At 70.5% G+C, this 25,494-nt stretch carries 23 protein-coding genes; 13 read left to right on the top strand and 10 right to left on the bottom strand.

Going from position 1 to position 25,494, the window contains the following annotated elements:
- Positions 1–19: 19 nt before the first annotated feature.
- The 4 genes from CEP17_RS08885 to CEP17_RS08870 form a co-directional block, all read right to left on the bottom strand.
- Entirely contained in the window at positions 20–667 is a 648-nt protein-coding gene (locus CEP17_RS08885) for a GntR family transcriptional regulator (protein WP_162722424.1), read from the bottom strand.
- Positions 668–955: 288 nt separating this feature from the next.
- Positions 956–2,134 carry a cobalamin-independent methionine synthase II family protein gene (locus tag CEP17_RS08880; RefSeq protein ID WP_112931991.1) on the bottom strand — a complete coding sequence of 393 codons (1,179 nt, stop codon included), beginning with the start codon at positions 2,132–2,134 and terminating at the stop codon, positions 956–958.
- A gap of 191 nt (positions 2,135–2,325) precedes the next feature.
- Positions 2,326–3,810, bottom strand: coding sequence for a peptide MFS transporter (locus tag CEP17_RS08875; RefSeq protein ID WP_036321268.1), 1,485 nt, complete (start codon positions 3,808–3,810; stop codon positions 2,326–2,328).
- 9 nt (positions 3,811–3,819) lie between these two features.
- Positions 3,820–5,220: an MFS transporter gene (locus CEP17_RS08870; protein WP_112931990.1), complete on the bottom strand. Its 1,401-nt coding sequence runs from the start codon at positions 5,218–5,220 to the stop codon at positions 3,820–3,822.
- 91 nt (positions 5,221–5,311) lie between these two features.
- On the opposite strand from CEP17_RS08870, the gene CEP17_RS08865 reads away from it, so the two are divergent.
- The 5 genes from CEP17_RS08865 (at position 5,312) to menC (ending at position 8,804) form a co-directional block, all read left to right on the top strand.
- Complete coding sequence (locus tag CEP17_RS08865; RefSeq protein WP_112931989.1) at positions 5,312–6,061, top strand: GNAT family N-acetyltransferase; 750 nt, start codon at positions 5,312–5,314, stop codon at positions 6,059–6,061.
- Positions 6,058–6,453, top strand: a complete 396-nt coding sequence (locus tag CEP17_RS08860) for a hypothetical protein (protein WP_112931988.1) — start codon at positions 6,058–6,060, stop codon at positions 6,451–6,453. The genes CEP17_RS08865 and CEP17_RS08860 overlap by 4 nt, the downstream gene beginning before the upstream one ends.
- 55 nt (positions 6,454–6,508) lie before the next feature.
- A complete protein-coding gene (locus tag CEP17_RS08855; RefSeq protein WP_112931987.1) occupies positions 6,509–6,961 on the top strand; it encodes a MarR family transcriptional regulator in 453 nt (150 codons plus the stop codon).
- Positions 6,962–7,008: 47 nt separating this feature from the next.
- Positions 7,009–7,431 (top strand): organic hydroperoxide resistance protein, encoded by a 423-nt coding sequence (locus CEP17_RS08850; protein ID WP_036321258.1) that lies wholly within the window; start codon positions 7,009–7,011, stop codon positions 7,429–7,431.
- 233 nt (positions 7,432–7,664) lie between these two features.
- A complete protein-coding gene (menC, locus tag CEP17_RS08845) occupies positions 7,665–8,804 on the top strand; it encodes an o-succinylbenzoate synthase (protein ID WP_112931986.1) in 1,140 nt (379 codons plus the stop codon).
- A 58-nt stretch (positions 8,805–8,862) separates the two neighbouring features.
- Here menC and CEP17_RS08840 read toward each other — a convergent pair whose 3' ends face one another.
- The gene (locus CEP17_RS08840; protein WP_239498483.1) at positions 8,863–10,248 is read right to left on the bottom strand and encodes a flotillin family protein; all 1,386 of its coding nucleotides are present in this window, start codon (positions 10,246–10,248) and stop codon (positions 8,863–8,865) included.
- A 133-nt stretch (positions 10,249–10,381) separates the two neighbouring features.
- Here CEP17_RS08840 and CEP17_RS08835 point away from each other — a divergent pair, with 133 nt between their 5' ends.
- The 3 genes from CEP17_RS08835 (at position 10,382) to CEP17_RS08825 (ending at position 13,136) form a co-directional block, all read left to right on the top strand.
- The gene (locus CEP17_RS08835) at positions 10,382–10,753 is read left to right on the top strand and encodes a DUF4870 domain-containing protein (RefSeq protein ID WP_061683519.1); all 372 of its coding nucleotides are present in this window, start codon (positions 10,382–10,384) and stop codon (positions 10,751–10,753) included.
- A 43-nt stretch (positions 10,754–10,796) separates the two neighbouring features.
- On the top strand, positions 10,797–11,576 hold the full coding sequence (locus tag CEP17_RS08830) for a DUF4239 domain-containing protein (protein WP_239498482.1): 780 nt from the start codon (positions 10,797–10,799) through the stop codon (positions 11,574–11,576).
- Positions 11,577–11,672: 96 nt separating this feature from the next.
- Positions 11,673–13,136, top strand: coding sequence for a sugar porter family MFS transporter (locus CEP17_RS08825; protein ID WP_112931983.1), 1,464 nt, complete (start codon positions 11,673–11,675; stop codon positions 13,134–13,136).
- A 5-nt stretch (positions 13,137–13,141) separates the two neighbouring features.
- On the opposite strand, the gene CEP17_RS08820 is transcribed toward CEP17_RS08825, so the two are convergent.
- Together CEP17_RS08820 and CEP17_RS08815 are read right to left on the bottom strand one after the other, a co-directional pair.
- Positions 13,142–14,029, bottom strand: coding sequence for an NAD(+)/NADH kinase (locus CEP17_RS08820; RefSeq protein ID WP_112931982.1), 888 nt, complete (start codon positions 14,027–14,029; stop codon positions 13,142–13,144).
- A gap of 1 nt (position 14,030) precedes the next feature.
- Entirely contained in the window at positions 14,031–15,059 is a 1,029-nt protein-coding gene (locus tag CEP17_RS08815; RefSeq protein ID WP_112931981.1) for an SPFH domain-containing protein, read from the bottom strand.
- 89 nt (positions 15,060–15,148) lie between these two features.
- Between CEP17_RS08815 and CEP17_RS08810 the strand changes: the two genes are divergently transcribed.
- Positions 15,149–15,832 (top strand): NUDIX hydrolase, encoded by a 684-nt coding sequence (locus CEP17_RS08810; RefSeq protein ID WP_112932920.1) that lies wholly within the window; start codon positions 15,149–15,151, stop codon positions 15,830–15,832.
- A gap of 148 nt (positions 15,833–15,980) precedes the next feature.
- Here CEP17_RS08810 and CEP17_RS08805 read toward each other — a convergent pair whose 3' ends face one another.
- Positions 15,981–17,549, bottom strand: coding sequence for a class I SAM-dependent methyltransferase (locus CEP17_RS08805; protein WP_167487126.1), 1,569 nt, complete (start codon positions 17,547–17,549; stop codon positions 15,981–15,983).
- Between the two features lie 125 nt (positions 17,550–17,674).
- Here CEP17_RS08805 and CEP17_RS08800 point away from each other — a divergent pair, with 125 nt between their 5' ends.
- A complete protein-coding gene (locus tag CEP17_RS08800) occupies positions 17,675–19,063 on the top strand; it encodes a glycine--tRNA ligase (protein WP_036318153.1) in 1,389 nt (462 codons plus the stop codon).
- A 192-nt stretch (positions 19,064–19,255) separates the two neighbouring features.
- Positions 19,256–19,981 carry a GNAT family N-acetyltransferase gene (locus CEP17_RS08795; RefSeq protein ID WP_112931980.1) on the top strand — a complete coding sequence of 242 codons (726 nt, stop codon included), beginning with the start codon at positions 19,256–19,258 and terminating at the stop codon, positions 19,979–19,981.
- 95 nt (positions 19,982–20,076) lie between these two features.
- Here CEP17_RS08795 and CEP17_RS08790 read toward each other — a convergent pair whose 3' ends face one another.
- A complete protein-coding gene (locus CEP17_RS08790) occupies positions 20,077–20,652 on the bottom strand; it encodes an HhH-GPD-type base excision DNA repair protein (protein ID WP_112931979.1) in 576 nt (191 codons plus the stop codon).
- Between the two features lie 102 nt (positions 20,653–20,754).
- Between CEP17_RS08790 and CEP17_RS08785 the strand changes: the two genes are divergently transcribed.
- Positions 20,755–21,768: a daunorubicin resistance protein DrrA family ABC transporter ATP-binding protein gene (locus CEP17_RS08785; protein ID WP_036318156.1), complete on the top strand. Its 1,014-nt coding sequence runs from the start codon at positions 20,755–20,757 to the stop codon at positions 21,766–21,768.
- Positions 21,765–22,604, top strand: a complete 840-nt coding sequence (locus CEP17_RS08780) for an ABC transporter permease (RefSeq protein WP_204359819.1) — start codon at positions 21,765–21,767, stop codon at positions 22,602–22,604. Before CEP17_RS08785 ends, CEP17_RS08780 begins: the two co-directional genes overlap by 4 nt.
- Here the strand turns inward: CEP17_RS08780 and CEP17_RS08775 are convergent.
- A complete protein-coding gene (locus CEP17_RS08775; protein WP_112931978.1) occupies positions 22,601–25,429 on the bottom strand; it encodes an AAA family ATPase in 2,829 nt (942 codons plus the stop codon). The genes CEP17_RS08780 and CEP17_RS08775 overlap by 4 nt on opposite strands.
- Positions 25,430–25,494: the final 65 nt, after the last annotated feature.

The raw sequence follows: 25,494 nt of genomic DNA, 5'->3' as shown, positions 1-25,494 counted from the left end.
TGCCGGATCGGCGCGACCGTCACGTTCGGCCCTCGGAGATGCCGTGCTGCGCCCGAATGATCCGCTCCAGCCGATCGGCGTCGCGGGCGCGCAGCGCTCCCACGATCGCGTCGTACTCTGCGCGCTGATCGTCGATGCCGACGTCTCGCAGCGGTGCGCGGCTCAGCGCGCGGGTGATCGCGACCTCGGTGTCGGCCATGAGGGCGTGATGCGCGGGGTTTCCCGAGTGGGCGGATAGGTACGAGAAGAGCGCATGGCGCGCTGTCGATGCCGTCGCCGGGTCGCCCAGGGCATCTGCGGCGGCCTCGGCATGGTCGACTGCGCGGGCGAGCTCGTCATCCGTCATGCGCCGCACCGCCATGTGCGCGGCGGTTCCGGCGGCGTACCCGGCGAGTTCGCGATGCTGATCGATGACCTCGTCGGTCACCGGCGTGACGCGGGTGAAGCGGCTGGGCTCGATCTCGACGAGGCCGATCCGCTCCAGCCGCATCAGCGCTTCGCGCACGGGGGTGCGGGACACGTTGAGTCGCCGCGCGACCTCGTGATCGCGGAGGATGTGTCCGTCCGGCAGCCGCCCGGCGAGGATCTCGTCGGCGATCCCGCGGAAGACGTGGTCCGCCAACAACCGGCGCCCCGAGACGATGCCCCGTCCCCGTGCATGTTCCATGTGCTCCCCCTCGCAAGGAGTGCATTGTAGGCACACGGTATCGGGCGCGGTGCGCCCGCCGCATGCCCTGTGGAGGGCGGTCTTGGGCGGCCGAGCGAGAACCCGGCCGCCCAAGCGGAACGCACCCCAGGTGTGCGGGCAGGCGCTCATCCCCCCGGATGCGCCGTGTCCGCCGGGCCTGTCGACGGGTGCCGTCGGCCCGACCTGCCTCCAAACCGATTCTCTCTGCGCTGTCGGCGTCCGAACCGATATTCCGGCATGAAACGCGCGGGGGGTGCGCGGTGAGCGTCACGCGCGGCGGGCGCCCTCGCCGAGCGTCTCGAGCTTCGCCCAGGCGAGGTCGGGGTGGATGCGCCCGCCCAGTCCGCAGTCGGTGGAGGCGATGACGCGGTCGGCACCGACGATGTCGGTGAAGCGGCGGATGCGCTGCGCGACCAGCTCGGGGTGCTCGACGACGTTCGTCGCGTGGCTGACCACCCCCGGCACGAGCACGAGGTCGTCGGGGACGTCGGCGTCGGCCCACGCGCCGAACTCGTGCTCGTGACGGACGTTGCCCGCCTCGAACGAGATCGCCCCGACGTTCGCCTGCAGCACGACCGGCAGGATGTGGCGCAGTTCGATGTCCGTGGTGTGGGGGCCGTGCCACGACCCCCAGCACACGTGCAGACGAACCTGCTCTCGGGGAAGCCCCGCGATCGCGTGATTGATCGCCTCGATGCGGATCTTCGTGAAGGCCTGATAGTCCGCGATCGAGGGCTCGGGACTGATCTGGTCGAAGTTCTCGGCGAGGGAGGGGTCATCCAACTGCAGGATGAGCCCGGCGTCGACGATCGCGCGGTACTCCTCGCGGAGGGCATTGGCCCACGCGAAGATGTGCTCCTCGTCGGTGGCGTAGTAGTCGTTGCGCACGCGCGCCGCGGATCCCGGCGCGATCGCGGTGAGGAAGCCCCGCTCACCCGGTCGCAGCGCCGCGGTGAGATGGCGGATGTCGGCGGCCACGGCATCCTGACCTCGGTACGCGAGCGGTCCGGTCGTCGTGGGGAACGCCGTCGCGGTGCGACCCGCTTCGACCGCCTCCGCATAGACGGCGGGGAACCGCTGACGGTCACGGCGGTCGAGGAAGCTGGTGAGGCGGATCTCGCCCGGCGCGGAGCGCACCGGGGGCTCGTTGAAGGCGTTGATCTCGGTGAGCGAGAGACCGCTCACCCGCTGGAAGGAGTACGACCACCAGGCGCCGTAGTCGACGGCGTTGGACATCGCCTTCCCGAACTCGCCGTCGCCGACGAGAGTGATCCCCGCGGCCCGCTGGCGCTCCACGACGTCGGCGACGGCCGCCGCGGTGAGCGCCCCGAAGGCGGGCGTCGACTGCAGCGTGAAGCCGTCGTCGTCGAGGGTTCGCGCGGCGTTCGCCTCGATCAGCGCGGCCGTGCGCGGGAGGCTGCCGGAGGTGGTGGTGGCGACGGACATGGTTCTCCTCCTGAAGACGATGGCCCACGATGCGGGCGAGTGTCAGAAGGCTCTTGCAGCGGCGACGGTCGCGGGCTGCTCAAGGCGGAGGCTTCCGGTTTTCGAGCCGTCGTCAGGATAGAGCGACAACCGTCTGCAGCGCACGCGTGTGACATCGGGTGACGCGGCGCGGGTGGGCGGGGATGCCGCCGTCAGCGCACGCCGCGCATGAGTGTCAGCACGGGGCGCACGAACAGCAGCAGGAGCACGCCGACACCGATCGCGATGAGGCCCAGCACGCAGAAGTAGGGCACTTCGTTCTCGGGGTCGTAGAGCGTCGCGAGCTGACCGGCGATCGCGGTGCCGAGGGCGACCGACAGGAAGAACAGCGCCACCATCTGGGTGTGGAAGGCTTCCGGCGCGAGCTTCGTGGTCACCGACAGTCCCACCGGCGACAGCAGCAACTCGGCGACGGTGAACACGAAGAGGATGCCGATGATCGCCCACAGCGGGGTGGAGTTCTCGCCGCCGCCGGCGAACGGCAGGAACAGCAGGAACGCCGCCCCCATGACGATCGCGGCGACACCGAACTTGACCGGAGTCGCGGGCTGGCGCGCGCCGAGCTTCGTCCACACCGCGGCGAACACGCCCGAGAGCACGATGATGAAGATCGGGTTGATGGAGTTGACCCACGACACCGGCATCTCCCAGCCGAACAGGTCGCGGTTCAGCCGCTTGTCGGAGTAGACCGTCAGTACCGTGAACTGCTGCTGGTAGAGCGACCAGAACGCCACCGACGTCAGAAACAGCGGCACGAAGCCCCAGACACGGCTGCGCTCCTCGGCATCCACCCGACGACTCGACAGGATGACCGCGAAGTAGGCGAGCGCCGCCGCGATCACGACCACGATGACGATGAGAGCCAGGTTGTCGGCGCGGATGACGCCGACGAGCACCAGCACGACGATCAGCACGATGCCTGCCGCAGCGATCCCCGCCATGAGCGGGTAGCGCTCGCGCGGCAGGGGGTTGGGCACCGCGCGCGCCGCGGCCGGCAGTTGCCGGCGGCCGAACGAGTACTGCACGAGGCCCAGCGCCATGCCGACGGCGGCCAGCCCGAAGCCCCAGTGGAAGCCCAGCGTCGACTGCAGCACACCGGTCAGCAGCGGTCCGGCGAAGGCGCCCAGGTTGATGCCGAGGTAGAACAGCGAGAAGCCGCCGTCGCGCCGCGTGTCGTCGGGGCCGTAGAGCGTGCCGACGACGCTGGTGGCGGTGGCCTTGAGCCCTCCCGAGCCGATCGCGACGAGCACGAGCCCGACGCCGACGCCGACGAATCCGGGCAGCACCGCCAGCGCGATGTGCCCCGCCATGATGACGATCGCGCTGCCGAACAGCACGCGCTCCGCGCCGAGGAGCCGGTCGGCGATCCAGGCGCCGAGGATCGTGGAGAGGTACACGGCACCGCCATACGCGCCGACGATGCCGGCGGCCACCCCCTCCTCGACGCCGAGTCCACCGTCGCTCACGGAGTAGTACAGATAAATCAGCAGGATGCCCTGCATGCCGTAGAAGCTGAACCGCTCCCACATCTCCACCCCGAACACGTGCGCGAGGGCCCACGGCTGGCCGAAGAAGCGGGCGTCGCGGTCTCCGGAGGGAGCCGCGGGTGCGGGGCTGGCGGGTGGGACGACGGTCATGGTGCGAGGTTAGTGGTCCGGCGGCAGCGCGGGGTGGTGCTCGTCGGCGGGGCGCAGCGGGATGAAGGCGGCGACCGTGAGGGCGACCACCGCAGCGAGCAGCCCCAGCCAGAACGACACCTGGAAGGCCGATGCCGTGGGGAGGGCGCGGCCGTCCTGCACGCTCGACATGCTCGCGAGCACGGCGCCGACCACCGCCGCGGCCGAACTCGTTCCGAGCGAGCGGAAGAGGGCGTTCAGGCCGTTGGAGGCGCCGGTCTCGCTTTGCGGGACCGAGCGCATGATCAGCATGGGCATGGCCGCGTAGCCGAACCCGATCCCGACACCGATGAGGAGGTTCGCGATGAGGATGTGCCAGACGGCGGAGGCGAACAGGAGGCTGAAGCCGTAGGCGGCGATCAGGGCGATCGCACCGAGGATCAGCAGGCGCCGCGGACCGACGGTGCTCGCAAGGCGCCCCGAGAATGGCGAGAGCACCATCATCACCAGTCCGGAGGGCATGATCACCAGGCTGGCCGCCAGCAGCGTGAGCCCGAAGCCGGTCGGCGCCGGAAGCTCCAGCAGCTGCGGGTAGGAGACGTTGGATGAGAAGAGGGAGAAGCCCATCGCGACCGACGCGATGTTGGTGAGCAGCACGGGGCGTCGCGCGGCGACCCGGAGATCCAGCAGAGGCTCGGCGATGCGCAGCTCGTACCAGCCCCACACCAGCAGCACCGCCAGCCCGCCGAGACCGCAGCCGAGCGTCGCCGCCGACCCCCATCCCCAGGCGTCACCGCGCGAGATCGCCAGCAGGATGCCGAGAAGCCCCAACGCCAGCCCGAGCGCGCCCGCATAGTCGAAGCGGCCCGCGGTACGAAGAACGCTGACCGGAACGACGAGAAGGACGAGCACGAACACCACGGCGCCGAGGGCCGCGGCCGTCCAGAACAGCGCGTGCCAGTCCGCGTTCTCGGTGACGAGCGCGCTGATCGGCAGTCCCAGCGCGCCGCCCACGCCGAGCGTCGCACTGATGAGGGCGATGGCGGGATCGACGCGGTCTTCGTGGAGCACGTCCCGCAGGATGGAGATGCCGAGGGGGATGACGCCGGTCACCGCGCCCTGCAGCGCACGTCCGACGATCAGCCCGATCAGTCCGGTCGACACCGCCGCGATCACCGAGCCGATCACGAGCGTCGCCAGCAGCACCAGGACGATGCGCCGCTTGCCGTACATGTCGCCCAGCCGCCCCGCGATGGGAGTGATGACGGCGGCCGCGAGCAGCGTCGCGGTGACCACCCACGCCGTGTCGTCGCGGTTCGCGTGCAGCAGATCCGGCAGACGCGTCTGAATCGGGACGACGAGCGTGAACATGAACGACGAGGCGAGCCCCGCCAGCGCCAGCACGGCGACGATGGCGCCTTGCGGCGGCATCCGGGTCAATCGTCGTCGGGCATCGTCGTCAGTGGGCATCGTTTCAGGCTATCGCCCGGGTGACGCGGCGGCTCCGGCGTAGGGTGACCGCATGGTGGATCTCGACAGCCGGACCCCCGACGGGATCCGCATCCGACCGCTGCGCACGATGGAGCAGGTCACGGCGGCATCCGCCGTGCTCAGCGAGGTGTGGGGCGGTGACCGCACGGGCATGCCCGCCAACCTCCTGCGGGCACTCGCGCACGTCGGCAACTACGCCGTTGGGCTGTATGCCGAGGACCCCGCGCGCGGCGCCGAGCCAGAGCGCATGATCGGCGCCTCCGTCGGCTTCTTCTCCGCGCCCGACGACCGCTCGCTGCACTCGCACATCACCGGCATCGTCGACGACCGGCGCGGCCAGGGTCTCGGGCGGCTGCTGAAACACCACCAGCGCGAGTGGGCGCTGGCGCGCGGCGTCCACCGGATCACGTGGACCTTCGACCCCCTCGTCGCCCGCAACGCGTCGTTCAACCTCCGCGTACTCGGCGCGCGGGTGGAGGAGTACTACGTGGATCACTACGGCGCGATGGATGACGGGGTCAACCGCGGAGACGAGACGGACCGCATCTTCGCCGTCTGGGACCTCGACGCACCGTCCGCGCCGCCGCGCGAGCAGGACATCGTCACCACCGTCGAGGTGCCGACCGACATCGAACGGCTGCGACGCGAGGCGCCCGGTGAGGCGCTGGACTGGCGGTACCGCGTGCGTGAAGCCATCCTCGGGCTGACTCAGGACGGCTTCGCGGTGGGCGGGTTCGACGAGCGCGGCTATCTCTTCGTGCGCTCCGGGGCCACGTCGTGAGCGGGGGCGGGGCCGTTCCCGACGACTGGACGCCGCACCGGCGCGACGACGGAGAGCGGCTGGGGTGGATCCGCCCCGACGGAGGCGCGTGGACGGCGATCGACGTGCTGGGGCGGGTGGTCGCGGCATCCGTCGAGTGGCTGGATGCCGAGGACGCGCTCGAACGGCGCGGCCTCGCCTTCCTCGCCGAGCCCTGGATGCTCGAGCGCGGCGCGGAGCAGCCGGTTCGCGTCCGGCTCGTCGAGGTGACGCCGGCGCGGATCGTCGTGAAGGTCGAGGACTACGGCGACATGAGCAGGCCGCACGAGCCGATCGTGCTGCCGTGGCCGTTGCCCCCGCAGCTGCGACCGCCCCGGCCGGGCGACCCGGACGGGTTCACCCTGTCGCGCTGACGCCGCCCTTGCGGGAAACATTGTGCACAATTCAATTGTGTGCAATGCTTCTCTCATGCCCGCTCCCGCCACGCTCGACGAGTTCGTCTGCTTCGCGATGTACACCGCCTCGCATGCCACGACGCAGGCCTACCGCGAGGTGCTCAAGCCGTGGAAGCTGACGTATCCGCAGTACCTGGCGATGGTCGTCCTGGCGACGGGCGAGCGCACCGTGAGCGGTCTCGGCGAGGAACTGGGCCTCGACTCCGGCACCCTGTCGCCGCTGCTGCGCCGGCTGGAGGAGCGCGGTCTCGTGAGCCGTCGCCGTGACGCCGACGACGAGCGGGTCGTTCGCGTCGAGCTCACGGCCGCCGGCCGGGACACGCACGCCGAGGTCGTCGCGGCCGCGGGGTGCCTCGTGCCGGCCTTCGTCGACAGCGGTCGCGGGCTCGGTGAGCTGCTCGAACAGCTCGCCGCCATCACGGCCAACATGCGCGCGGTCGCCTCCGATCTGCGCACCGCTGCCTGACCGATGGTCGCCGGCGCGACTCTCTGACCTCCACGAAAGGAACACCCATGGAAACCCTCTACACCGCTGAAGCCCTCGCGACCGGTGGCGGCCGCAACGGACACGTCCGCACGACCGACGGCATCCTCGACTTCGACGTGCGCGTCCCCAAGGAGATGGGCGGCGCCGGTGAGGCGCCGAACCCCGAGCTGCTGTTCGCCGCCGGGTACGCCGCCTGCTTCCACAGCGCGCTGCAGAGCGTGGCCCGCGCGCAGAAGGTGAGCATCGAGGGCTCGAGCGTCGGCTCGCGCGTCGGCATCGGCCCGAACGGCCAGGGCGGCTTCCAGCTCGCCGTCGAGCTCGAGGTCAACATCCCCGAGATCGACCTCGCCGTCGCGCAGCAGCTCGCCGACGCCGCCCACCAGGTGTGCCCGTATTCGAACGCCACCCGCGGCAACATCGAGGTCAGCGTCACCGTCGTCGACGACTGATTTCGCGAACACGCGTCATAGCGCACGGCATTCGTCATCTCTTGAGTGAAGACCTCGAGAGGACGGATGCCGTGCGCACTTTCATCACCGCCATCACCGAAGCCCTGCTGCCGCGGGCGCCGCGCCGCAGCACCTACGTCGCCCCGCGCTTCGCGGCGCTGCGGGCGCACCGCTGAGGGGACCCACGGCGCACATCGGCCCGGCGCGCGCGGCGCGCGGCGTAGCCTGAGCGCATGCCGATCGCCCGCCCCGCCGCACCCGTGCGCCTCGACGCGATCGAGCTTCGCGTGCTCCATCTGCCGCTCGTCTCGCCGTTCGCGACCTCCTTCGGCACCGAGACCGTGCGGGAGGTCATCGTGGTGCGCGTTCGCACCGCCGACGGCGACGGGTGGGGGGAGATCGTCACCCAGCAGTCCCCCCTCTACTCCAGCGAATACACGCAGGGCGCGTGGGACGTCGCCCAGCGCTTCCTCGCGCCCGCGCTTCTGGATGCCGCGGCGCACGCTCTCGCGCCCGAAGAGGTGGCGGGCGTGCTCGAGCCGTTCGTCGGGCACCGCATGGTCAAGGCGGGGCTCGAACTCGCCGTCCTCGATGCGGCCCTGCGTGCCGAGTCGCGCGCGTTGGGGGAGTACCTCGGCGCGGTGGTCGATCGGATACCCAGCGGTGTCTCGGTCGGGATCCAACGCGATCCGTCGGCCCTCGTCGACGCCGTCGGCGGCTACCTCGACGAGGGTTACGTGCGCATCAAGATCAAGATCAAGCCCGGTCGCGACATCGCCGACACCGCGGCGGTGCGTGACGCGTTCGGGGCGATTGCGTTGCAGGTGGATGCGAACTCGGCCTACACGCTCGCGGACGCCGACACCCTCGCCGAGCTCGACCGCTTCGACCTCCTGCTGATCGAGCAGCCGTTGCAGAAGGACGACATCGTCGACCATGCACACCTCGCCGCGCGGCTTCGCACGCCCATCTGCCTCGACGAGTCGATCGTGTCGGCCAAGGCGGCGCGCGATGCGCTCGCTCTGCGGGCCGCCGCGATCATCAACATCAAGGCGGGCCGCGTCGGCGGCTACCTCGAAGCGGTCCGCATCCACGATCTGTGCCGCGAGGCGGGCATCCCCGTGTGGTGCGGCGGCATGCTCGAGACCGGCATCGGCCGCGCGGCCAACGCGGCGCTGGCCGCGCTGCCGGGCTTTACGCTGACCGGCGACGTCTCGGCATCCGACCGCTTCTACTCACGCGACATCGTGCGCGACCCGATCGTGTTGGACGGCGGGCACGTCCGCGTGCCGACGGGACCGGGCATCGGCGTTGAGATCGATCCCGTCGCGCTCGAGGACGCGACCGTCGCTCGGGTCGAGCTACGCCGCTGACCGGGCGGGAGGCTTGCCCGGTCGTTGAGCGACGAGCGCAACGAGGAGTCGAAACGCGTCAGCTCTCGGTGGTCACCGGCGGCTCAGCGGCGACCGACTGCTCGTCGCGGAGCCCCTGGGCCATCCCGCGGCCGGTCGCCTGCCCCTGGATGACCTGACGCAGGTCGATGCCGGTGGCCGCCTGGATGGCGTCGAAGCTCGCCCGCATGCTCGAGGCCGATTCGGCGGCCATGTGGCTGGACGCCCCCTCGCCGCCGAGCACCGTGATCGATCCGACCTTGTCGAAGCCTCGCGCGAACTCGGTCATCATCGGCACGAGCGCCTCGAGCGCGCGCTGCGCGAGCAGAGCCTCCTGGTTCTTGGAGAGGGCTTCGGCCTCGGCCTCGATGGCCGCCGCCCGCGCCTCGCCCACGAGCCGCACCGCGTCGGCCTCGGCCTGGGCGCGAAGCCGGGTGGCCTCCGCCTCCTGCGCTGCGATCTGCGCGCGCGCCTCGGCGGCCTTGACCTCGCCATACGCGGCGGCATCCGCCGCGCGCTGGCGCTCGTAGAGGGAGGCGTCGGCGACCTTCTTGATGTCGGCATCCAGCTGGGCCTGCTTGTTCTCGGCTCCCTGCAGCAGCACGGCCTGCTCACGCTCGGCACGCGCGAGCGCTTCGGCCTGCTCGGCCTCGGCGCGGGCGCGACCGACTTCGGCCGCCGCGGCGGCGGAGTTCTTGTCGAACGCGGTCTGCTCGACGAGGTTCGCCTCGTCGGTCGCGATCTGTCGGGCGCGAACCTCGCGGGCGGCGTTGATACGGGCGACCTCGGCCTCTCGGCGCACGCGCTCGACCTCGGTCGCGCCGAGGGCGTCGATGTAGCCGTTCTTGTCGGTGACGCCCTGGATCTGGAACGAGTCGAGGATGAGTCCCTGGGCGAGCAGGTCGCTCTTGATGCCCTCGGCGATCTGGTCGGACAGCTTCTGCCGATCCTTCATCAGCTGCTCGACGGTCAGCGTCGCGACGACGCCGCGCAGGGCGCCTTCGAGCTGCTCGGTCGTGAACTGCTCGATCGCGCCGTCCTGGGAGAGGAAGCGCTCCGCTGCGCGGCGGACGAACTCGGGGTCGGAGCCGATCTTGACCAGTGCGACGCCCGAGACGTTGACCGTCACACCGTTGGAGGCCTGTGCCGTCGGCTCCATCTTGATCTGGCGGGCGCGCAGCGAGATCATCTCGGCGCGCTGCGTGAGCGGGTTGACGAGGGCGCCTCCGCCGGTGATCACCGAGATGCGCGACGACTCGCCGCTGGCGTTCTTCTGGCTCTTGCCGACCACCACGAGCGCCTGGTCGGCCTTGGCGACCTTGTACCACGCGCGCACCATGATCAGCAGGAAAATCAGGAGGACGATCGCGGTGACGACGGCGATGCCGACGATCACCAGTGCACCCCCAGCGGCAAGAATCTCCACGTTACGAACCCACTTCCTGTGTATTGCCGATGTCCTTCGACCGTATCGAATGCGACGGACGGATGCCGAGGATTCGGCGGATCTCGGGATAACCCCCTCGGTGTGCCGGACGCGCGCCCCCTACGCTGGTGGCATGACCACTCCGCCGTACCCGCAGCCCGCCGTCCCCTCCGGCCCGCAGCCCATGAGCCCCTCGGATGAGAAGCTGTGGGCGACCCTGGTCCACGTCGGCGGCATCTTCTACTTCCTGCCGTCGCTGATCGGCTACCTCGTGCTGAAGGACCGCGGCCCGTTCGTGCGGGCGCACACGGCCGCCGCGCTGAACTTCCAGCTCACGATGCTGATCGCGTCCCTCGTCGGCACGGTGCTCTCCATCATCGGCATCGGGCTGCTCATCCTGCTCGCCGTGTACGTGGTGAACATCGTCTTCTCGATCATCGCCGCCGTGAAGGCGAACAGGGGGGAGTGGTACACCTACCCCCTTTCGATCTCGTTCGTCAGCTGACTCGCTCCCGCCGACTGCCCGCCGAACCGTGATCGTCACGCTGATGGACGCGCCCCTGTGGCTGGGGATGACGGTCTTCTGCGTCGGCTTCGTCGGCTTGTCGTGCCTCGTCCTGCTGGCACTGCGGCGCTGGGTCGCGCGCATGGCGCATGATCAGTCCGAGTGGGACCGGGTGCTCAGCTACGCCGTCGGTGCGTACGGGGTCTTCTACGGCGTCACGCTCGCCCTCATCGCCGCCGCCTCGTACTCCACGTACGCCGACGTGGACCAGGTCGCGCTCAGTGAGTCCTCCTCCATCGCCGTGCTCTACCGCTCGGCGGAGGACTTTCCCGATCCGCAACGAGCCGAGCTCCGCGATGCGCTCGTCACCTACACGAGGAACGTCATCGAGGTCGACTGGCCGCAGCAGGCTCAGCTCATCGAGCCGGTGAGCGGCGACGCCGACGTCACGGCGATCCAGCGGGCGATCACCGGGTTCGTCCCCGCCGACGCTCGGGAGATCAACGTACAGGCGCAGACACTGCAGTCCTTCGAGACCTTCGTCGGCCAGCGACGCGAGCGGATCGAGGTGACGGATCTCGGGCTGCCGAGCATCCTGTGGACGGTGCTCTGGGTGGGGGCGCTGCTGAATGCGATCCTGCTGTCACTCATCCAGGTGCGAAACCTCCGCATCCACCTCATCATGGCGGGGCTCATCGCCGTGTTCGTCGCCCTGCTGCTCTACGCCATCGCGGGCTTCGACCGCCCCTATTCCGGACCGATCTCGGTCACTCCGGCCTATTACCAGTCGCTGTTGGACGGCCTGTTCCAGCGCGTTCCGTAGCGCTGCCCGCGCCGGAGGCGGATGCGCCCTACCACGCGCAGGGCACATTCGGCGAGGGCGGCCCCTGTCGCTCTCGGCGGGGCTATCGTTTTCCGAGTGACCTCGACCGACTCGCTCCCCGCCGGCACGTTCTCGATGAAGAGCCCGTATGGGCGAAGGGCCGCGGCACTGTCGGTCGCCGCCGCGGTGGGCGGGTTCCTGTTCGGCTTCGACTCGTCTGTCATCAACGGCGCGGTCTCCTCCATCGAGTCCACCTACACGAAGGACGCGCTGCTCACGGGGTTCGTCGTCGCCGTCGCTCTGCTCGGCTGCGCGCTCGGGGCGATCATCGCCGGAGCCCTCTCCGACCGCTGGGGCCGGCTGCGCGTCATGCTCCTCGGCTCCGCCATGTTCCTCGCGAGCTCGATCGGCTCGGCGCTGACCTTCAGCGTTCCCGACCTCATCGTCTGGCGCGTCCTGGGCGGAATCGGCATCGGCATCGCGTCGGTCGTCGCTCCCGCCTACATCGCCGAGGTCGCACCGCGTCAGGTGCGCGGCAGTCTCGCCTCTCTGCAGCAGCTCGCGATCACGATCGGCATCTTCACCGCATTGCTCAGCAATGCGGTGCTCGCCGGTGCCGCCGGCAGCGCCGACAACGTGCTGTGGTGGGGCCTCGAAGCGTGGCGGTGGATGTTCCTCATCGGCGTCGTGCCAGCCGCCGTCTACGGCATCCTGGCGCTGACGATGCCGGAGTCTCCGCGATTCCTGCTCGCCAAGGGACGCAACGACGAGGCGCGCGCGATCTTCGAGCGACTCGTTCCCGCCGCCGACCTCGACAAGACGATGAACGAGCTGATCAGCAGCATCGAAGACGACCGCAAGAACCGGAGCGCCTCTCTGCGTGGAAAGGCGCTGGGTCTGCAGCCCGTCGTCTGGATCGGCATCCTGCTGTCGGCCTTCCAGCAGCTCGTCGGCATCAACGTCATCTTCTACTACTCGACGACGCTGTGGCGTGCGGTCGGATTCGATGAGAGCAACTCGCTGCTGATCAGCGTCTTCACCTCCGTGACGAACGTGCTGGTGACGCTCGTCGCGATCTTCCTCGTCGACCGCGTCGGGCGCAAGCCGATTCTGATGACCGGCTCGCTGATGATGACCCTGTCGCTGGCCACGATGGCGCTGGCCTTCGCGTTCGCCCAGACCGTCGACGGCGAGGTGACCCTCCCGGGGGCGTGGGGTCCGATCGCGCTGGTGGCGGCCAACCTGTTCGTCGTCGGGTTCGGCGCCTCCTGGGGCCCCATCGTCTGGGTGCTGCTCGGGGAGATCTTCCCCAGCCGCATCCGCGGCAAGGCCCTCGGTGTCGCGGCGAGTGCCCAGTGGCTCGCGAACTTCCTCGTGTCGTGGACCTTCCCCCAGCTTGCGGCCTTCTCGCTTCCGTTCACGTACGGCATGTACGCCGTGTTCGCGGCGCTGTCGTTCGTCTTCGTGCTGTGGAAGATCCCCGAGACGAAGGGCATGGCGCTCGAGCAGAGCGAGACGCTGTTCGTCCCCAAGCCGAAGCGGTCCGTGCGGGCCCGCTGACGCGGCTACGCCGTGACGGTGCGCAGCGTCCGGTCGGCGACACCGACGCTCACCCGCTGACCCCAGGACAGCGACAGGCGGTCGTCCTCCATCCCATCGCCGAACGCGACGAGCACGTCCGACTCGACGCGGAGGGTCACCTCCCCGCCGTCGAGTCGACCCGCGAACAGGTCTGCGCCCGTGCTCGGCGACGGCCACGGCTCCCGGACGAACCAGGCGAGTGCGCTCTCGGTGGCGGTGGGCAGCGGCATCCCTGGTGCCTGCAAACGTGCGATCGAGGAGCACCATCCCGTCGCTCCCGTGCCGGTGCCGACGATCACGCCCGACGAGGACTGTCGCTCCCGGCGACCGCCGACCTCGAGCGTGTAGCGCGCCGACTGGTGGCCGCTCTGGCCGATCATCACCTCGTTCAGCGCCGTGAGCGACTGACCGTCGTCGGTGCGCACCTGCACCATCGTGCGCTCGCAGATCGGTGCGGTTCCCGCCTGCGCGGCGGCGGCGAGGGCGACTCCTGCCGCGGGGGTGTGCGGGACGAGCACCCCGGCATTGACGCCGGGCAGCGGGTCGATGCCGATGACGGGTTGGATGCCGAGGTACTTCGCGGCGTTGGCGACGAGCCCGTCCTGTCCGACGACGAGCACGACGTCGTCGGGTTCGAAGACGAAGCGGGCGAGGTCGCTGCGTTCGACCGTGGCTCGCCGCCAATCGACCGGGAGCCCCGCGGACACGTCGGCCAGGGCGGCGCGGGTGCGCTCGTGCCGCTCTTCGACGGCGGCGAGGCTCTGGCCTCGCTGATCGAGGAAGAAGGCGACCTGGCCGCGCGTGCCGTGCCGGGCGAGCAGTTCGGTGAGCTCGCTCGCCCGATGCACGATGACGGCTCGAGGGGCGGTCATCTCAGCGTCCCGTCGGTGTCGCGGTCTGCGCGACGGCCCGGCCGCCGAGGCGTCCCACGAGGTCGGTGAGCAGGTCGGGCGTGACGGTCAGGTGGTCGATGCTGGGCAGGTTGCCTGCCAGCTCGCGCATCGCCAGGGCGGTCAGTACCTCGACGGGCACGTCGCGCAGTGCCGCCATTCGAGCCTGCTCGGCCGCGCCGGCCGCCTCACCGAGCGCACGGTCGGCGTCGGCCCGGGCCTGTGCGTTCGTGCGGATGCGCTCGGCCTCCGCTTCCACGGCGATCGCGGCAGCGGCGGCCGCCTGCTCCGCCTCGATGCGGGAGTTGCGTCCCCGCGCTTGGACGAGCTCCTCCTGTCGGCGCGCGAGCTCGACCTGGTTGGACAGCTCGTTCTCACCGATCGCGGCCTCGCGCTCGACCGCGAGGGCGCGGCGGGCGAAGGTGGCCTTGTCGGCATCCTGCTGGATCGTCTCGCGGGCGGGGGTCTGCAGGGCCCGCTCGACGTCCGGCTCGGCGCGCAGCAGCGAGAACCGCACCCCGACGATGGCGATGCCCAGGTCGGTCAGGCGCGTGTCGGCGGCGAGCATGGCGGTCGCCGCGGTGCCCAGCTCGGCGAGGTCGGCACGCAGGGCGTTGTCGAGGGTGCGCGGCTGCAGCAGGTGCACGACGGCGGCGGTCGTCGCGCCGTGCAGGGGCGCGGCGATCGCGTCGAGCGGCTGCTCGGTCCACGTGCCGGTCGCCAGATCGATGGAGAAGTCGATGCGGCGCGCGGCGAGGTCGGGATCGACGATGCGATACGTCGCCGTGACCGGAGCCGACAGCTGCTGCAGGTCGGCGGTGCGCAGGCTCACGACGACCGACAGCTCGCGGTCGTCGAGCGGCACCTCGCTGATCGCGGCATCCAGGGGGCGGAACCAGAACGCCTGTCCTGCGCCGGCGTGGCGGATGCCGCCGCGACGGAAGTGGGTGACGTGCATCGTGGGCGTCGTGCTCAGGTGGCGGACGAACGGGCGGCGGGTGATGGTGGCCATGATGTCCTCTTTCTCTCGTTAGTGTCACTTTGACGATAACCCCGTTAGGTAGTTATCGTCAAGATGACGATTTGAGGTAGCCTGTGCGCGTGGACCCCTTCTCCTTCGCGGTCGCGGCCGACCTCGTGGTGCTGACCATCCGTGACCGTGCGCTCCATGTCCTCCTCGTCGAGCGCGGCATCGCGCCGGCGGCGGGGATGTGGGCGTTGCCGGGGGGCTTCGTCCTCGCCGATGAGGATGCCGAGAGCGCCGCGTACCGCGAGCTCGCCGAGGAGACGGGGGTGACCGCGGGCGTGCACCTCGAGCAGGTGCGCACCTACAGCGCGCCGGATCGCGATCCGCGCGGACGCGTCGTCACCGTCGCCTGGTTGGCCCTCGCCCCCGATCTGGGCGAACCTGCGGCGGGATCGGATGCCCGCTCTGCTCGCTGGTGGCCGGTCGCGGACGTCGAGGGCGGTGCGCTGCCGCTGGCGTTCGACCACGTCGCGATCTTCGCCGACGCCCTCGAGAGGGCGCGCGCGAAGCTCGAGTACTCCGCGCTGGCGATGGCTTTCTGTCCGCCCGAGTTCACGATCGCGCAGCTGCGCGCGGTCTACGAAGCGGTCTGGGGAGTGCCCGTCGACCCGCGCAACTTCCACCGCAAGATCACCGGCGCCGCCGGGTTCGTCGAGCCGGCCGGCGGCATGGCCCGCGACGGTGGTCGTCCCGCGCAGCTGTTCCGTCGCGGCCCCGTCGGCCAGCTGCAGCCGCCGTTCACCCGCCCCGAGCGCTGAGCGGCCGGGACGCCGCACGGGCGGTCAACGGATTCGGAGGGTGTGAACGGATGCGGATGCCGCCGCGCGCGGCATCCGATTCTGTTGACCTGATCCGAATCCGCGACGCGGAAGACGACGCGGCCGACGCCGCCCGCCGGCGTCGGCCTCAGCCGTCGAGCGGGCGGCGCGCGACGAGCAGCATGTGCGTGTCGGGCCAGTCCAGCGGCTCGTCGTCGAGCCCGAGAAGGGATGCCGCGGGCGCGAACCGATTCTCCACGAGCCAGTCGTTGCGCCAGGGCCCCGAGCGCTCGTCGATCTCGAGTCCGACCGATGCGACCAGCTCGCGCCAGTCGGCCCACGACAGCGCGCAGAACTGCTCGTGCATCTCCGACAGCCAGTTGCGGGTGTACGAGACGGTCTCGAGGAACTCCATGGCATCCGCCAGACGCAGCTCGATCGTCCGCTCGTCGCGCACCTCGTACTCCCACGCGGCACCGCTGAGCGCGCGGAAGTCTTGCGCGAACTGGGCGACCCGGCTGCCCACCGGCAGCGCGTCGAGGGATGCCGCGACCTCGTCGTTGGATCCCGTCAGCTCGCGCGCGGGCGTCGTGACGTCGCCGCCCCGCATCCGCAGCCGCACGATGCGATCGGGATCGGCCGGCCCGCAGACATCGGAGTTGATCCACACGCCACCGGGCACGGTATGGTCGGCGATCGCCGACGCGAAGGCCCGCAGCGACGGCATCCCCTCGCCGTAGGAGTAGATCTCGTGCGTCAGCGCGAAGCTGAGCGTCGTGGCGATGCTGCGATCCGGGAACAGGCGCCCGGCCAGGATGTTGCGCCGGTAGAAGAACGTGTTCGGGTTCGCGAACGCGCCCTCGGACTTCTTGTGCTCGCACGCCGCGAACAGTTCGGGGGCGATCTCCACGCCGATGAGATCAGACTCGGCCAGGGCCGGCTCCTGCGATGCCAGCTCGAGCATCGCCCCCGTCGCGCAGCCCAGGTCGACGATGCGGCCGGGCACGATCCAGGGGCGCGCCTGGGCCCACTTGCGCTCCGCGGCTTCCTCGAACGCGCGGCTGTAGGTGCGGTAGTCGCGGGTCGGGGTGAGCCCGCCCTCGTCGCCGATGACGGGGTCGGCCGCGATCTCGCGCGCCTGCGCCGCCAGGCCGTAACGGTCGACGATATCGAGGCTCGCCGGGTGGGCGTCGGCGCGCCAGTCGTCCGAGCCGGCCATGAGCTCGTCGAGCAGCTGCCAGGGCGTGCGCGGCGTGTCGGGATGCTCCCGTTCCATCGGGGCGATGCGGTAGCCCCGAGCGCGGTACATGTCGGCGACCTGCGGCGTCGAGGTGGCGATGATCGCGGTCTCGGGCGCGGGGATGACCCCCTGCGCCGTCGCGTAGCCGATCTCCTTGAGGGTGATCTCGGCGAAGCGGGGCGTGGGGGCGACGTCGACCACCGGCACGACGATCGACGGCATGTGCTCGACGTGCGCGAGGATCTCGATCGCCGCCTCGCGCCGATGTCCCGGAAACGGGTTGCGCCGTGTCGCGGAGTGATTCGCGCTCGTGACCGCCCAGACGACGACGGCGCCGTCGGCGACCGCGATCGGCTCGCCGTTCTCGTCGCGCCCGCGGCCGGCGAGCAGTTCGCCGAGATAGGCCGCCTGGAACCTCGTCAGCAGGTGGTGACGCCCGGGGACGATGATGTGCTGGATCTCGCGGTCTGCGCTCACCCGTTCCACGTTAGTCACGGGCCGTCCGGGAAGCCGCAGCGGCGGAAGACTAGACTCGACGGATGCCGGAACTGTCGGCATCCACACCCTTTTCGCATTCGCGACACGACCATTTGGAGCCACCTGTGGCCGAGCAGTCCCGCCTCGACAAAGTCATCGCCCTCGCCCGTCACCGGGGTTTCGTCTTCCAGGCCGGGGAGATCTACGGCGGATCGCGGTCGGCCTGGGACTACGGTCCCCTCGGCACCGAGCTGAAGGAGAACATCCGTCGCCAGTGGTGGCAGACGTTCGTGCGCGGACGCGCCGACATGGTGGGTCTGGACTCGAGCATCATCCTGCCCAAGCGCGTGTGGGAGGCCTCCGGTCACGTCGCGACCTTCACCGATCCCCTCGTCGAGTGCCTGCACTGCCACAAGCGCTTCCGCGCCGACAACCTCATCGAGGACTTCGAGGCGCGCAAGGGCCGCCCGGCCGAGAACGGCCTCGCCGACATCCCCTGCCCCAATTGCGGCACCAAGGGCCAGTACACCGAGCCGAAGGCGTTCTCCGGGCTGGTGAAGACCTACCTGGGCGTCGTGGATGACGAGTCGGGTCTGTACTTCCTGCGCCCCGAGACCGCGCAGGGCATCTTCGTGAACTTCTCGAACGTGCTCACCGCCTCGCGCCGCAAGCCCCCGTTCGGTGTGGGCCAGGTCGGCAAGGCCTTCCGCAACGAGATCACCCCCGGCAACTTCATCTTCCGCACCCGCGAGTTCGAGCAGATGGAGATCGAGTACTTCACGCCGCCCGCCGAGGCGCAGGAGTGGTTCGAGCACTGGGTGGAGGCGTGCTGGAACTGGTTCGTCGACCTCGGTGTCGATCCGGCGAACATGAAGCGGTTCGACGTTCCCGAGGAGGACCGCGCGCACTACTCCGCCGGCACGATCGACGTGGAGTACCGCTTCGGCTTCCCCGGCAAGGAGTGGGGCGAGCTGATGGGTGTCGCCAACCGCACCGACTACGACCTGAAGAGCCACTCCGACGCATCGGGCCAGTCGCTCACCTTCTTCGACCAGGCCTCGGGTGAGAAGTACACGCCCTTCGTCATCGAGCCGTCCTTCGGCCTCACCCGCGCGATGATGGCCTTCCTCGTCGACGCGTATCGCGAGGAGGAGGTGCCCAACGCCAAGGGCGGCACCGACACCCGCACCGTGCTCGCGCTGGACCCGCGCCTGGCGCCGGTCAAGGTGGCCGTGCTGCCGCTGTCGCGCAACGAGCGCCTGTCGCCGCTGGCACGCGAGGTCGCCGACGATCTGCGGGCACAGGGGTGGAACGTCGACTTCGACGACGCCGGCGCCATCGGCCGCCGCTACCGCCGCCAGGACGAGATCGGTACGCCGTTCTGTGTCACCGTCGACTTCGACTCGCTCGATGATCGCGCCGTGACCGTGCGCGATCGCGACACGATGGCGCAGGAGCGTATCGCGCTCGACGAGCTCGTCGGCTATCTCGGCTCGCGGCTGCGGGGCGCCTGAGCCTCGGCATCCCCCGCGTCGCGCCGCGCCGCCCCGCGTCGCCCCGCGCCGCCGCGTCGCCCCGCGTCTCGGGTCCGCGAGACACCGACCACGCACCGAGACGCGCGTTGTGCACCGGTGTTTCGGTGCGCCGCGCGTGTCTCGCGGTCAGGGGCACGCGGCGCAGCGCGAGAGACCGGCTACCGTGGAGGCATGGCATCCGGCGCACCCGAGTCCACGCTCAGCATCCGCGACCTCGACACGCTCGACGAGATCTTCGCCGCCCATCGGGTGATCGTAGAGATCTGGGGCGGACGAGACCCCATGCCCGCGCCGCTCATGCGGGCGCTGCAGTACTCGGGCAACTACGTGGTCGGCCTCTACGACGGTGAGCGCATCGTCGGAGCGTCCATCGCCTTCTTCTCGCCGCCGGAGCGGCATGCGATGCACTCCCACGTGACGGGTGTGCTGCCGGAGTACCAGCGCCGCGGGTTCGGGCGCCTGCTCAAGCAGCAGCAGCGTCAGTGGGCCATCGCGCGCGACATCGGCACCGTCACCTGGACGTTCGACCCGCTCGTGCGCCGCAATGCCCACTTCAACGCCAAGACGATCGGCGTGCGTTTCGTGGAGTATCTCGTCGACCAGTACGGCTCGGTCTACGACGGCGCCGAACTCGACCAGAACGGTCAGGGCGTCGACAGCGACCGGCTGCTGGTCTCGTGGGCCCTCGCGTCGGCTCCCGTACGAGACCCGGATGCCGCGGACGTCGTCGCGACCGTCCAGATCCCCGAGGACATCGAGGCCCTGCGCCGCGCACATCCGGCCGAGGCGGCGGCGTGGCGTCTGCGCGTGCGCGAGGAGATGCTGTCCCACTACGGGCGCGGCCTCGTCATCGGTGGCTTCGACGACGAGCGCGGTTACCTGTTCGTGCAGGGCTGAGCCGGTCACGTTTCGACTCGCCGCGCTCGTTCGACGACCGGTGAGAGCGCAACTCCCGTCGTTGAGCGAGGAGCGGCGCGACGAGTCGAAAGGCCTCAGCCCTTCGCGGACGTCGCTGCGGCTTTCGCCGCCTTCTTGAACTCGCGGACCTTGGCGAGCGACTCGGGCGAGACGATGTCGGCGACGGAGTGGAACGAGCCGTCCTCGCCGTAGGCGCCCGCGGCCTCACGCCAGCCGGCGCCGGTGAAGCCGTACTGCTTGCCGAGCAGCGCGAGGAAGATCTTGGCCTTCTGCTCGCCGAAGCCGGGCAGCGCCTTGAGGCGCTTCAACACGGTCGGCCCGTCCGGGTCGCCTTCGGTCCACAGGGCCGCGGCATCGCCGCCCCACTCCTGCTCGAGCGTGCGGCAGAGGGTCTGGACGCGACCGGCCATCGACCCGGGGTAGCGGTGCACCGCGGGCGACTGCTGGAAGGCGGCGACGAGGGCATCGGGATCGTAGCCGGCGATGGTCGCGGCATCCACCGCGCCGATGCGCTCCTCGATCTTCAGCGGACCGCTGAACGCGGTCTCCATGGCGACCTGCTGGTCGAGGAGCATGCCGATCAGCAGCGCCAGCGGGTTCTCGGTGAGCAGGGTGTCGGCGGCGGGGTCGTCGGTGATGTGCAGGCTCATCCCTCGAGTGTGTCACCCGCAGACCCGCCGTGACAGCACGGTGACAGCGCCGTCGCCCGCGTGACAGGGGTGCGACAGTGCGCCCGGCGCACAGTGGATGCCATGACCACTTCCACCTCACCATCCACCCTCGCGGTGCGCGCGGAGGGCCTCGTGAAGGTCTTCGGCGACAACCGCGCTGTCGACGGCGTCGACCTGGCCGTCGACGCCGGCACGGTCTACGGCGTGCTCGGTCCGAACGGGGCCGGCAAGACCACCACCATCAACATGCTCGCGACGCTGATGCGTCCCGACGCCGGTCGCGCCGAGATCTTCGGCCACGACGTCTCGCGGGAGCCGAACGTCGTCCGTCAGCTGATCGGCGTCACCGGGCAGTTCGCGTCGGTCGATGAGACGCTGTCGGCGACGGAGAACCTGATGATCTTCGGTCGGCTCCTGGGCCTGACGCGCAACGAGGCGAAGCGCAAGGCCGAGGACCTCCTCGAGCGCTTCTCCTTGACGGATGCCGCGCGGCGGCCCTTGAAGAAGTTCTCGGGCGGCATGCGGCGTCGACTGGATCTCGCCGCATCGCTTCTGGCCCAGCCTCCGCTCATCTTCCTCGACGAACCCACCACGGGTCTCGACCCGCGCACGCGCGGGCAGATGTGGGACACGATCCGCGAGCTCGTCGCGACCGGCTCCACCGTGCTGCTCACGACGCAGTACCTCGATGAGGCGGATCAGCTCGCCGACCGCATCGCCGTCATCGATCACGGCCGCGTGGTCGCCGAGGGCACGGCCGACGACCTCAAGGCCTCGGTGGGCACGTCGTCGCTGATCCTGCGGATGTCCGATCCCGCCGACGTGGATGACGCCCTGCGCGCGATCGCGCAGGTGCTGGGGGTGCGCGGCACCCTCTCGCCCGAGGCGGCGCGCATCACCGCGCCGATGTCCGACCCCGACCGTGTCACCGATCTGCTGATCACCCTGCGCGAGGCCGGCATCCACCTCACCGAGATGAGCGTGCAGAAGCCGACGCTCGATGAGGTGTTCCTGACCATCACCGGCCGACCGGCGGATGCCGCGGCCCCCGACTCCGCGTCTGCCGACGCCGCCTCAGAGGAGGTCCACGCATGAGCGCCATCGCCCCGACCCGCATCGATCTGACGCCCATCACCCCGGCATCCGAGCGCCGGCTCTCCAACCGCACGAGCCTGCGCCAGACCGTCGAGAACACGCTGACGATGGCGTATCGCGGGTTGGTGAAGATCCGTCGCACGCCCGAGCAGCTCGTCGATGTGACGGTGCAGCCGATCATCTTCACGCTGATGTTCGCGTACATCTTCGGCGGCGCGATCGCCGGAAACGTCGAGAGCTACCTTCCGGCGTTGATTCCGGGCATTCTCGTGCAGACCGTCATCACGACCTCGGTCGTGACCGGCACGCAGTTGCGTGAAGACATGGACAAGGGTGTGTTCGACCGCTTCCGGTCGCTGCCGATCGCACGCATCGCTCCGCTGTCGGGCGCGCTGCTGGCCGACACGCTGCGTTATGCGATCGCGACCTCCATCACGTTCGTCGTCGGCTTCCTCATGGGCTACCACCCGGCGGGCGGCTTCGGCGCGGTCGTCGCGGCCGGACTGCTCGTCATCGCCTGCTCGTGGGCCATCAGCTGGATCTTCGCGTTCTTCGGCGTCATCGCTCGCACGGCATCCAGCGTGCAGGGCATCTCGATGCTCATCCTTTTCCCGCTCACATTCCTGTCGAACGCGTACGTGCCGATCGACTCGCTGCCCGCACCGCTCGCCTGGTTCGCGAGTGTGAACCCGATCTCTCACCTCGTGACCGCGGTGCGCGATCTCGCGAACACGGGGGTCATCGCGGGGGACTTCTGGGCCTCGCTCTTGGGCGCCGCCGTCATCGTCCTCGTCTTCGCGCCGCTCACGGTGCGGGCGTACATGCGGAAGGCCTAGCGCTCGTCCAGACGATCGACGAGTGCGGTGAGCTCCGCCGGATCGGATGCCGCGGCATCCCGTCCGGCGGCGCTCACCGCATCGCGCACGGACAGGGCGATCGGGTCGCTGAGGTCGGCGCGCCCCCGCAGCCGGTCGGCCTCGGCGAGTGCCGCCGCCGCATCGCTCAGGCGATCCGCGGCCAGGAACCAGCGGGCGAAAGCGACCGCGACGTCCGACATGATCGGTTGATCGCCCGTGCGGACGGCGACCGGCGCGGCCCGTCGCAGGGCGTCCGCGGCCCCCGCCGCGTCTCCGGTGAGCAGCAGCGCGAGCGCGCGCTTGCTCTCCTGCCACGCGGCGACCTGTGCGGGAAAGCCCGCCAGTGCCTGCTGCTGTTCGAGGCTGCCGGCACGCTCCAGCTCGCGCAGGGCGGCGGCGCCGTCGCCGCGCACCAGCTCGAGCGCGGCTGCCGTCGCGGCGGCCTGGGCGACGGCTCGTTCGGAGCCGTCGGCCCGCGCGCGGGCGAGCATCTGGTCGACGCGCTGCCGGGCCTCGCTCTCGCGACCGAGACGGAGCAGGATCGACACGGAGAGCGCCTGCTGCTGCAGCAGATCGCTGACCGAGGTCAGACCCTCGAGCGCCTGCGTCGACTCGTCCGCGATGCGCAGCGACTCCTCCAGGCGCCCCTGCAGCATGAGCCACTCCGATCGCATCTGGCTGGCCAGAGCCGTGCCCCACGCATCGCCGAGGTGCCGGAAGGCATCCAGCGCGCGGCCGCTGGCGTCGCCGAGCCCCTCGATGTCACCGTTGTTCTGCGCGGTGGCCGCGTTCATGACCGCAGCGAACGCCCGGCTCCAGGCGGGGCCGTCCGTCAGATCGCTCTCATCCAGCCGCAGGTACGTCGACCACGGTTCGTCTCCGCGCCGATCCTGGCGGGCGCGCAGCGCCCCGCGCAGGACGACGGGGAGGATGGCCGCGAGCTCCGAGTCGTACCTCTGCGCGGCCGCGGCGATGCGCGCCACGCTCTGCGCGGACAGGTGCGTGGTCGTCGGATCGAGCATCGTGCGCATCAGCATCGCCATGGCCGCCACCACGACATCCGCCTCGCTGGCGAGGGCGTCGGCGGGGGTCGCGGTGGCGTTCAGAACGGACGTTAGCAGATCGAACCGCTCGCGCAGCTGCCAGATCCACAGCTGCGCCCGCGCCAGACGCACCTCGAGCTCGCCGTGACCGACGGAGAAGCGGGTCGCGGCAGCGAGGTTCTCCTCGTTGGCGTCGAACCAGGCGATGGCCGGCCGGGCGGCCGGGGTCCGCAGCGCCCGGTCCTGCGCGAGTGCGAGCTGCGCCATCACGGCGGCCTGGCGTCCGCGAGCGTCCTCCAGCCTGCCCGATCGGTGGAGCGCGTCCAGTCCGTACTCGCGCACGGTCTCCAGCAGGCGGTAGCGGCCGCGGGAGCGCTGCACGAGTGAACGCTCGACGAGGTCGTCGATCGCCGTCTCGGGAAGCCCGAACGCCGCCGTGACCTCGGCCAGGTCCGCGGAGGAGATGCCGTCGGGGAAGACGGCCAACGCGAGCAGCGCGTCCCGCTGCGCGTCGTCGAGCAGGCTCCAGCTCCAGTCGATGACAGCCCGCAGTGTCTGGTGCCGCGGCTCCGCCGTGCGCGGTCCTCGGTCCAGAAGCGCGAATCGATCCGCGAGGCCGTCCTCGATCTCGGCGATCGACAGCACCCGTGCCTTCGCCCCGGCGAGCTCGAGTGCCAGCGGCAGGCCGTCCAGGCGCCGTGCGATGCGGGCGACGGCCTCCGTCTCGCCGGCGTCCGGCGCGTGCCCGCGGGCGGCGCGGATGCGCGCGGCCAGCAAGGCCACGGCATCGCCCTCCGGCAGGGATCCCACCGTGACGAATGCCTCGCCAGGAACGCCCAGCGGTTCGCGGCTCGTGGCCAGCAGTCGCAGCGCCGGTGCCACCCGCAAAGCATCGGTCGCCACCTGGGCGGCGTCGCTCACGACGTGCTCGGCGTTGTCGAGCACGAGCAGCAGGGGCCGGCCGGCGAGGGCGGCGAGGGCACGCTCGCGGGAGCCCTGGGCCTGCCCGACAGTGCCGTCGGACAGGCGGACGCCGCGTCCGAGAGCGGTGGCGACGGCATCCCAGACGCCCCCCGCGTCGGCCGGTGCCAGCTCGACGAACACCGCGGGCGCGTGACGGCGGGCGAGCTCCAGTGCGAGAGTTGTCTTTCCCGCACCGCCGGGACCGATCAGGGTGAGCAGCCGCTCATCGGTCAGCTGAGCCTCGGCAAGGGCGATCTCGTCGGCTCGCCCGATCAGCGCCGTCAAGGCTGCCGGAATGCGCGTGTCGTCCACAGCCCCCACCGTGGGCGCGCCGTGCGGACCCGCGATCCGCTGCGCGTGCGCGCGGTCTTCGAGCAGATCGCGCCGCGCCCAGTCGAAGTCGCCCGGCACCCAGGGGTCCGCCGTCCAGAGATCGAGCGCGTTGCGCGCCAGCGCCGCGGCTCGTTCGGGGTCGTCCTCACGGCGGGCCGCCGCCACGAGGTCCTGGAAGCGGGTCAGGTCGATCTCTTCCCGGCCGAGCGTCAGACGGTAGCCGCCGGACACCGCCTCGATCGTCGCCGAGCCGAGGGCGCGGCGCAGACGCGAGACGAGGGACTGCACCGCGGCGCGCGGATCGTCAGGCGCATCGACCGGCCAGAGGTCGTCCGCCAGTGCCCGCACGGACACCGCGGCGCCCGCATCGACCGCGAGACGGAACAGCAGGCTCTCCTGCCCGCGACCGCGCGCCGGAAGAGGCCCGGCATCCCACGCCGGTCCGCCGAAGTAGGTGAGCCGCACGGCTCCACTCTAGGTGCGAGGCGCCACCTCCCTTCCGGCCCCTCTCCACGACGCGGTGAAAGGAT

This window comes from Microbacterium sp. PM5 (genome assembly GCF_003293595.1).
In the GTDB taxonomy this organism is placed as follows: domain Bacteria; phylum Actinomycetota; class Actinomycetes; order Actinomycetales; family Microbacteriaceae; genus Microbacterium.
Note: the sequence above shows the minus strand (reverse complement) of the source record. Positions and strands in the feature narration are given on the sequence as shown.

Bases quoted from the DNA above. Each gene is read 5' to 3' on its own strand.
- CEP17_RS08885 (WP_162722424.1), bottom strand. From the start codon at position 667: ATGGAACATGCACGGGGACGGGGCATCGTCTCGGGGCGCCGGTTGTTG.
- CEP17_RS08880 (WP_112931991.1), bottom strand. From the start codon at position 2,134: ATGTCCGTCGCCACCACCACCTCCGGCAGCCTCCCGCGCACGGCCGCG.
- CEP17_RS08875 (WP_036321268.1), bottom strand. From the start codon at position 3,810: ATGACCGTCGTCCCACCCGCCAGCCCCGCACCCGCGGCTCCCTCCGGA.
- CEP17_RS08870 (WP_112931990.1), bottom strand. From the start codon at position 5,220: ATGCCGCCGCAAGGCGCCATCGTCGCCGTGCTGGCGCTGGCGGGGCTC.
- CEP17_RS08865 (WP_112931989.1), top strand. From the start codon at position 5,312: ATGGTGGATCTCGACAGCCGGACCCCCGACGGGATCCGCATCCGACCG.
- CEP17_RS08855 (WP_112931987.1), top strand. From the start codon at position 6,509: ATGCCCGCTCCCGCCACGCTCGACGAGTTCGTCTGCTTCGCGATGTAC.
- CEP17_RS08850 (WP_036321258.1), top strand. From the start codon at position 7,009: ATGGAAACCCTCTACACCGCTGAAGCCCTCGCGACCGGTGGCGGCCGC.
- menC (WP_112931986.1), top strand. From the start codon at position 7,665: ATGCCGATCGCCCGCCCCGCCGCACCCGTGCGCCTCGACGCGATCGAG.
- CEP17_RS08835 (WP_061683519.1), top strand. From the start codon at position 10,382: ATGACCACTCCGCCGTACCCGCAGCCCGCCGTCCCCTCCGGCCCGCAG.
- CEP17_RS08830 (WP_239498482.1), top strand. From the start codon at position 10,797: ATGGACGCGCCCCTGTGGCTGGGGATGACGGTCTTCTGCGTCGGCTTC.
- CEP17_RS08820 (WP_112931982.1), bottom strand. From the start codon at position 14,029: ATGACCGCCCCTCGAGCCGTCATCGTGCATCGGGCGAGCGAGCTCACC.
- CEP17_RS08815 (WP_112931981.1), bottom strand. From the start codon at position 15,059: ATGGCCACCATCACCCGCCGCCCGTTCGTCCGCCACCTGAGCACGACG.
- CEP17_RS08795 (WP_112931980.1), top strand. From the start codon at position 19,256: ATGGCATCCGGCGCACCCGAGTCCACGCTCAGCATCCGCGACCTCGAC.
- CEP17_RS08790 (WP_112931979.1), bottom strand. From the start codon at position 20,652: ATGAGCCTGCACATCACCGACGACCCCGCCGCCGACACCCTGCTCACC.
- CEP17_RS08785 (WP_036318156.1), top strand. From the start codon at position 20,755: ATGACCACTTCCACCTCACCATCCACCCTCGCGGTGCGCGCGGAGGGC.
- CEP17_RS08780 (WP_204359819.1), top strand. From the start codon at position 21,765: ATGAGCGCCATCGCCCCGACCCGCATCGATCTGACGCCCATCACCCCG.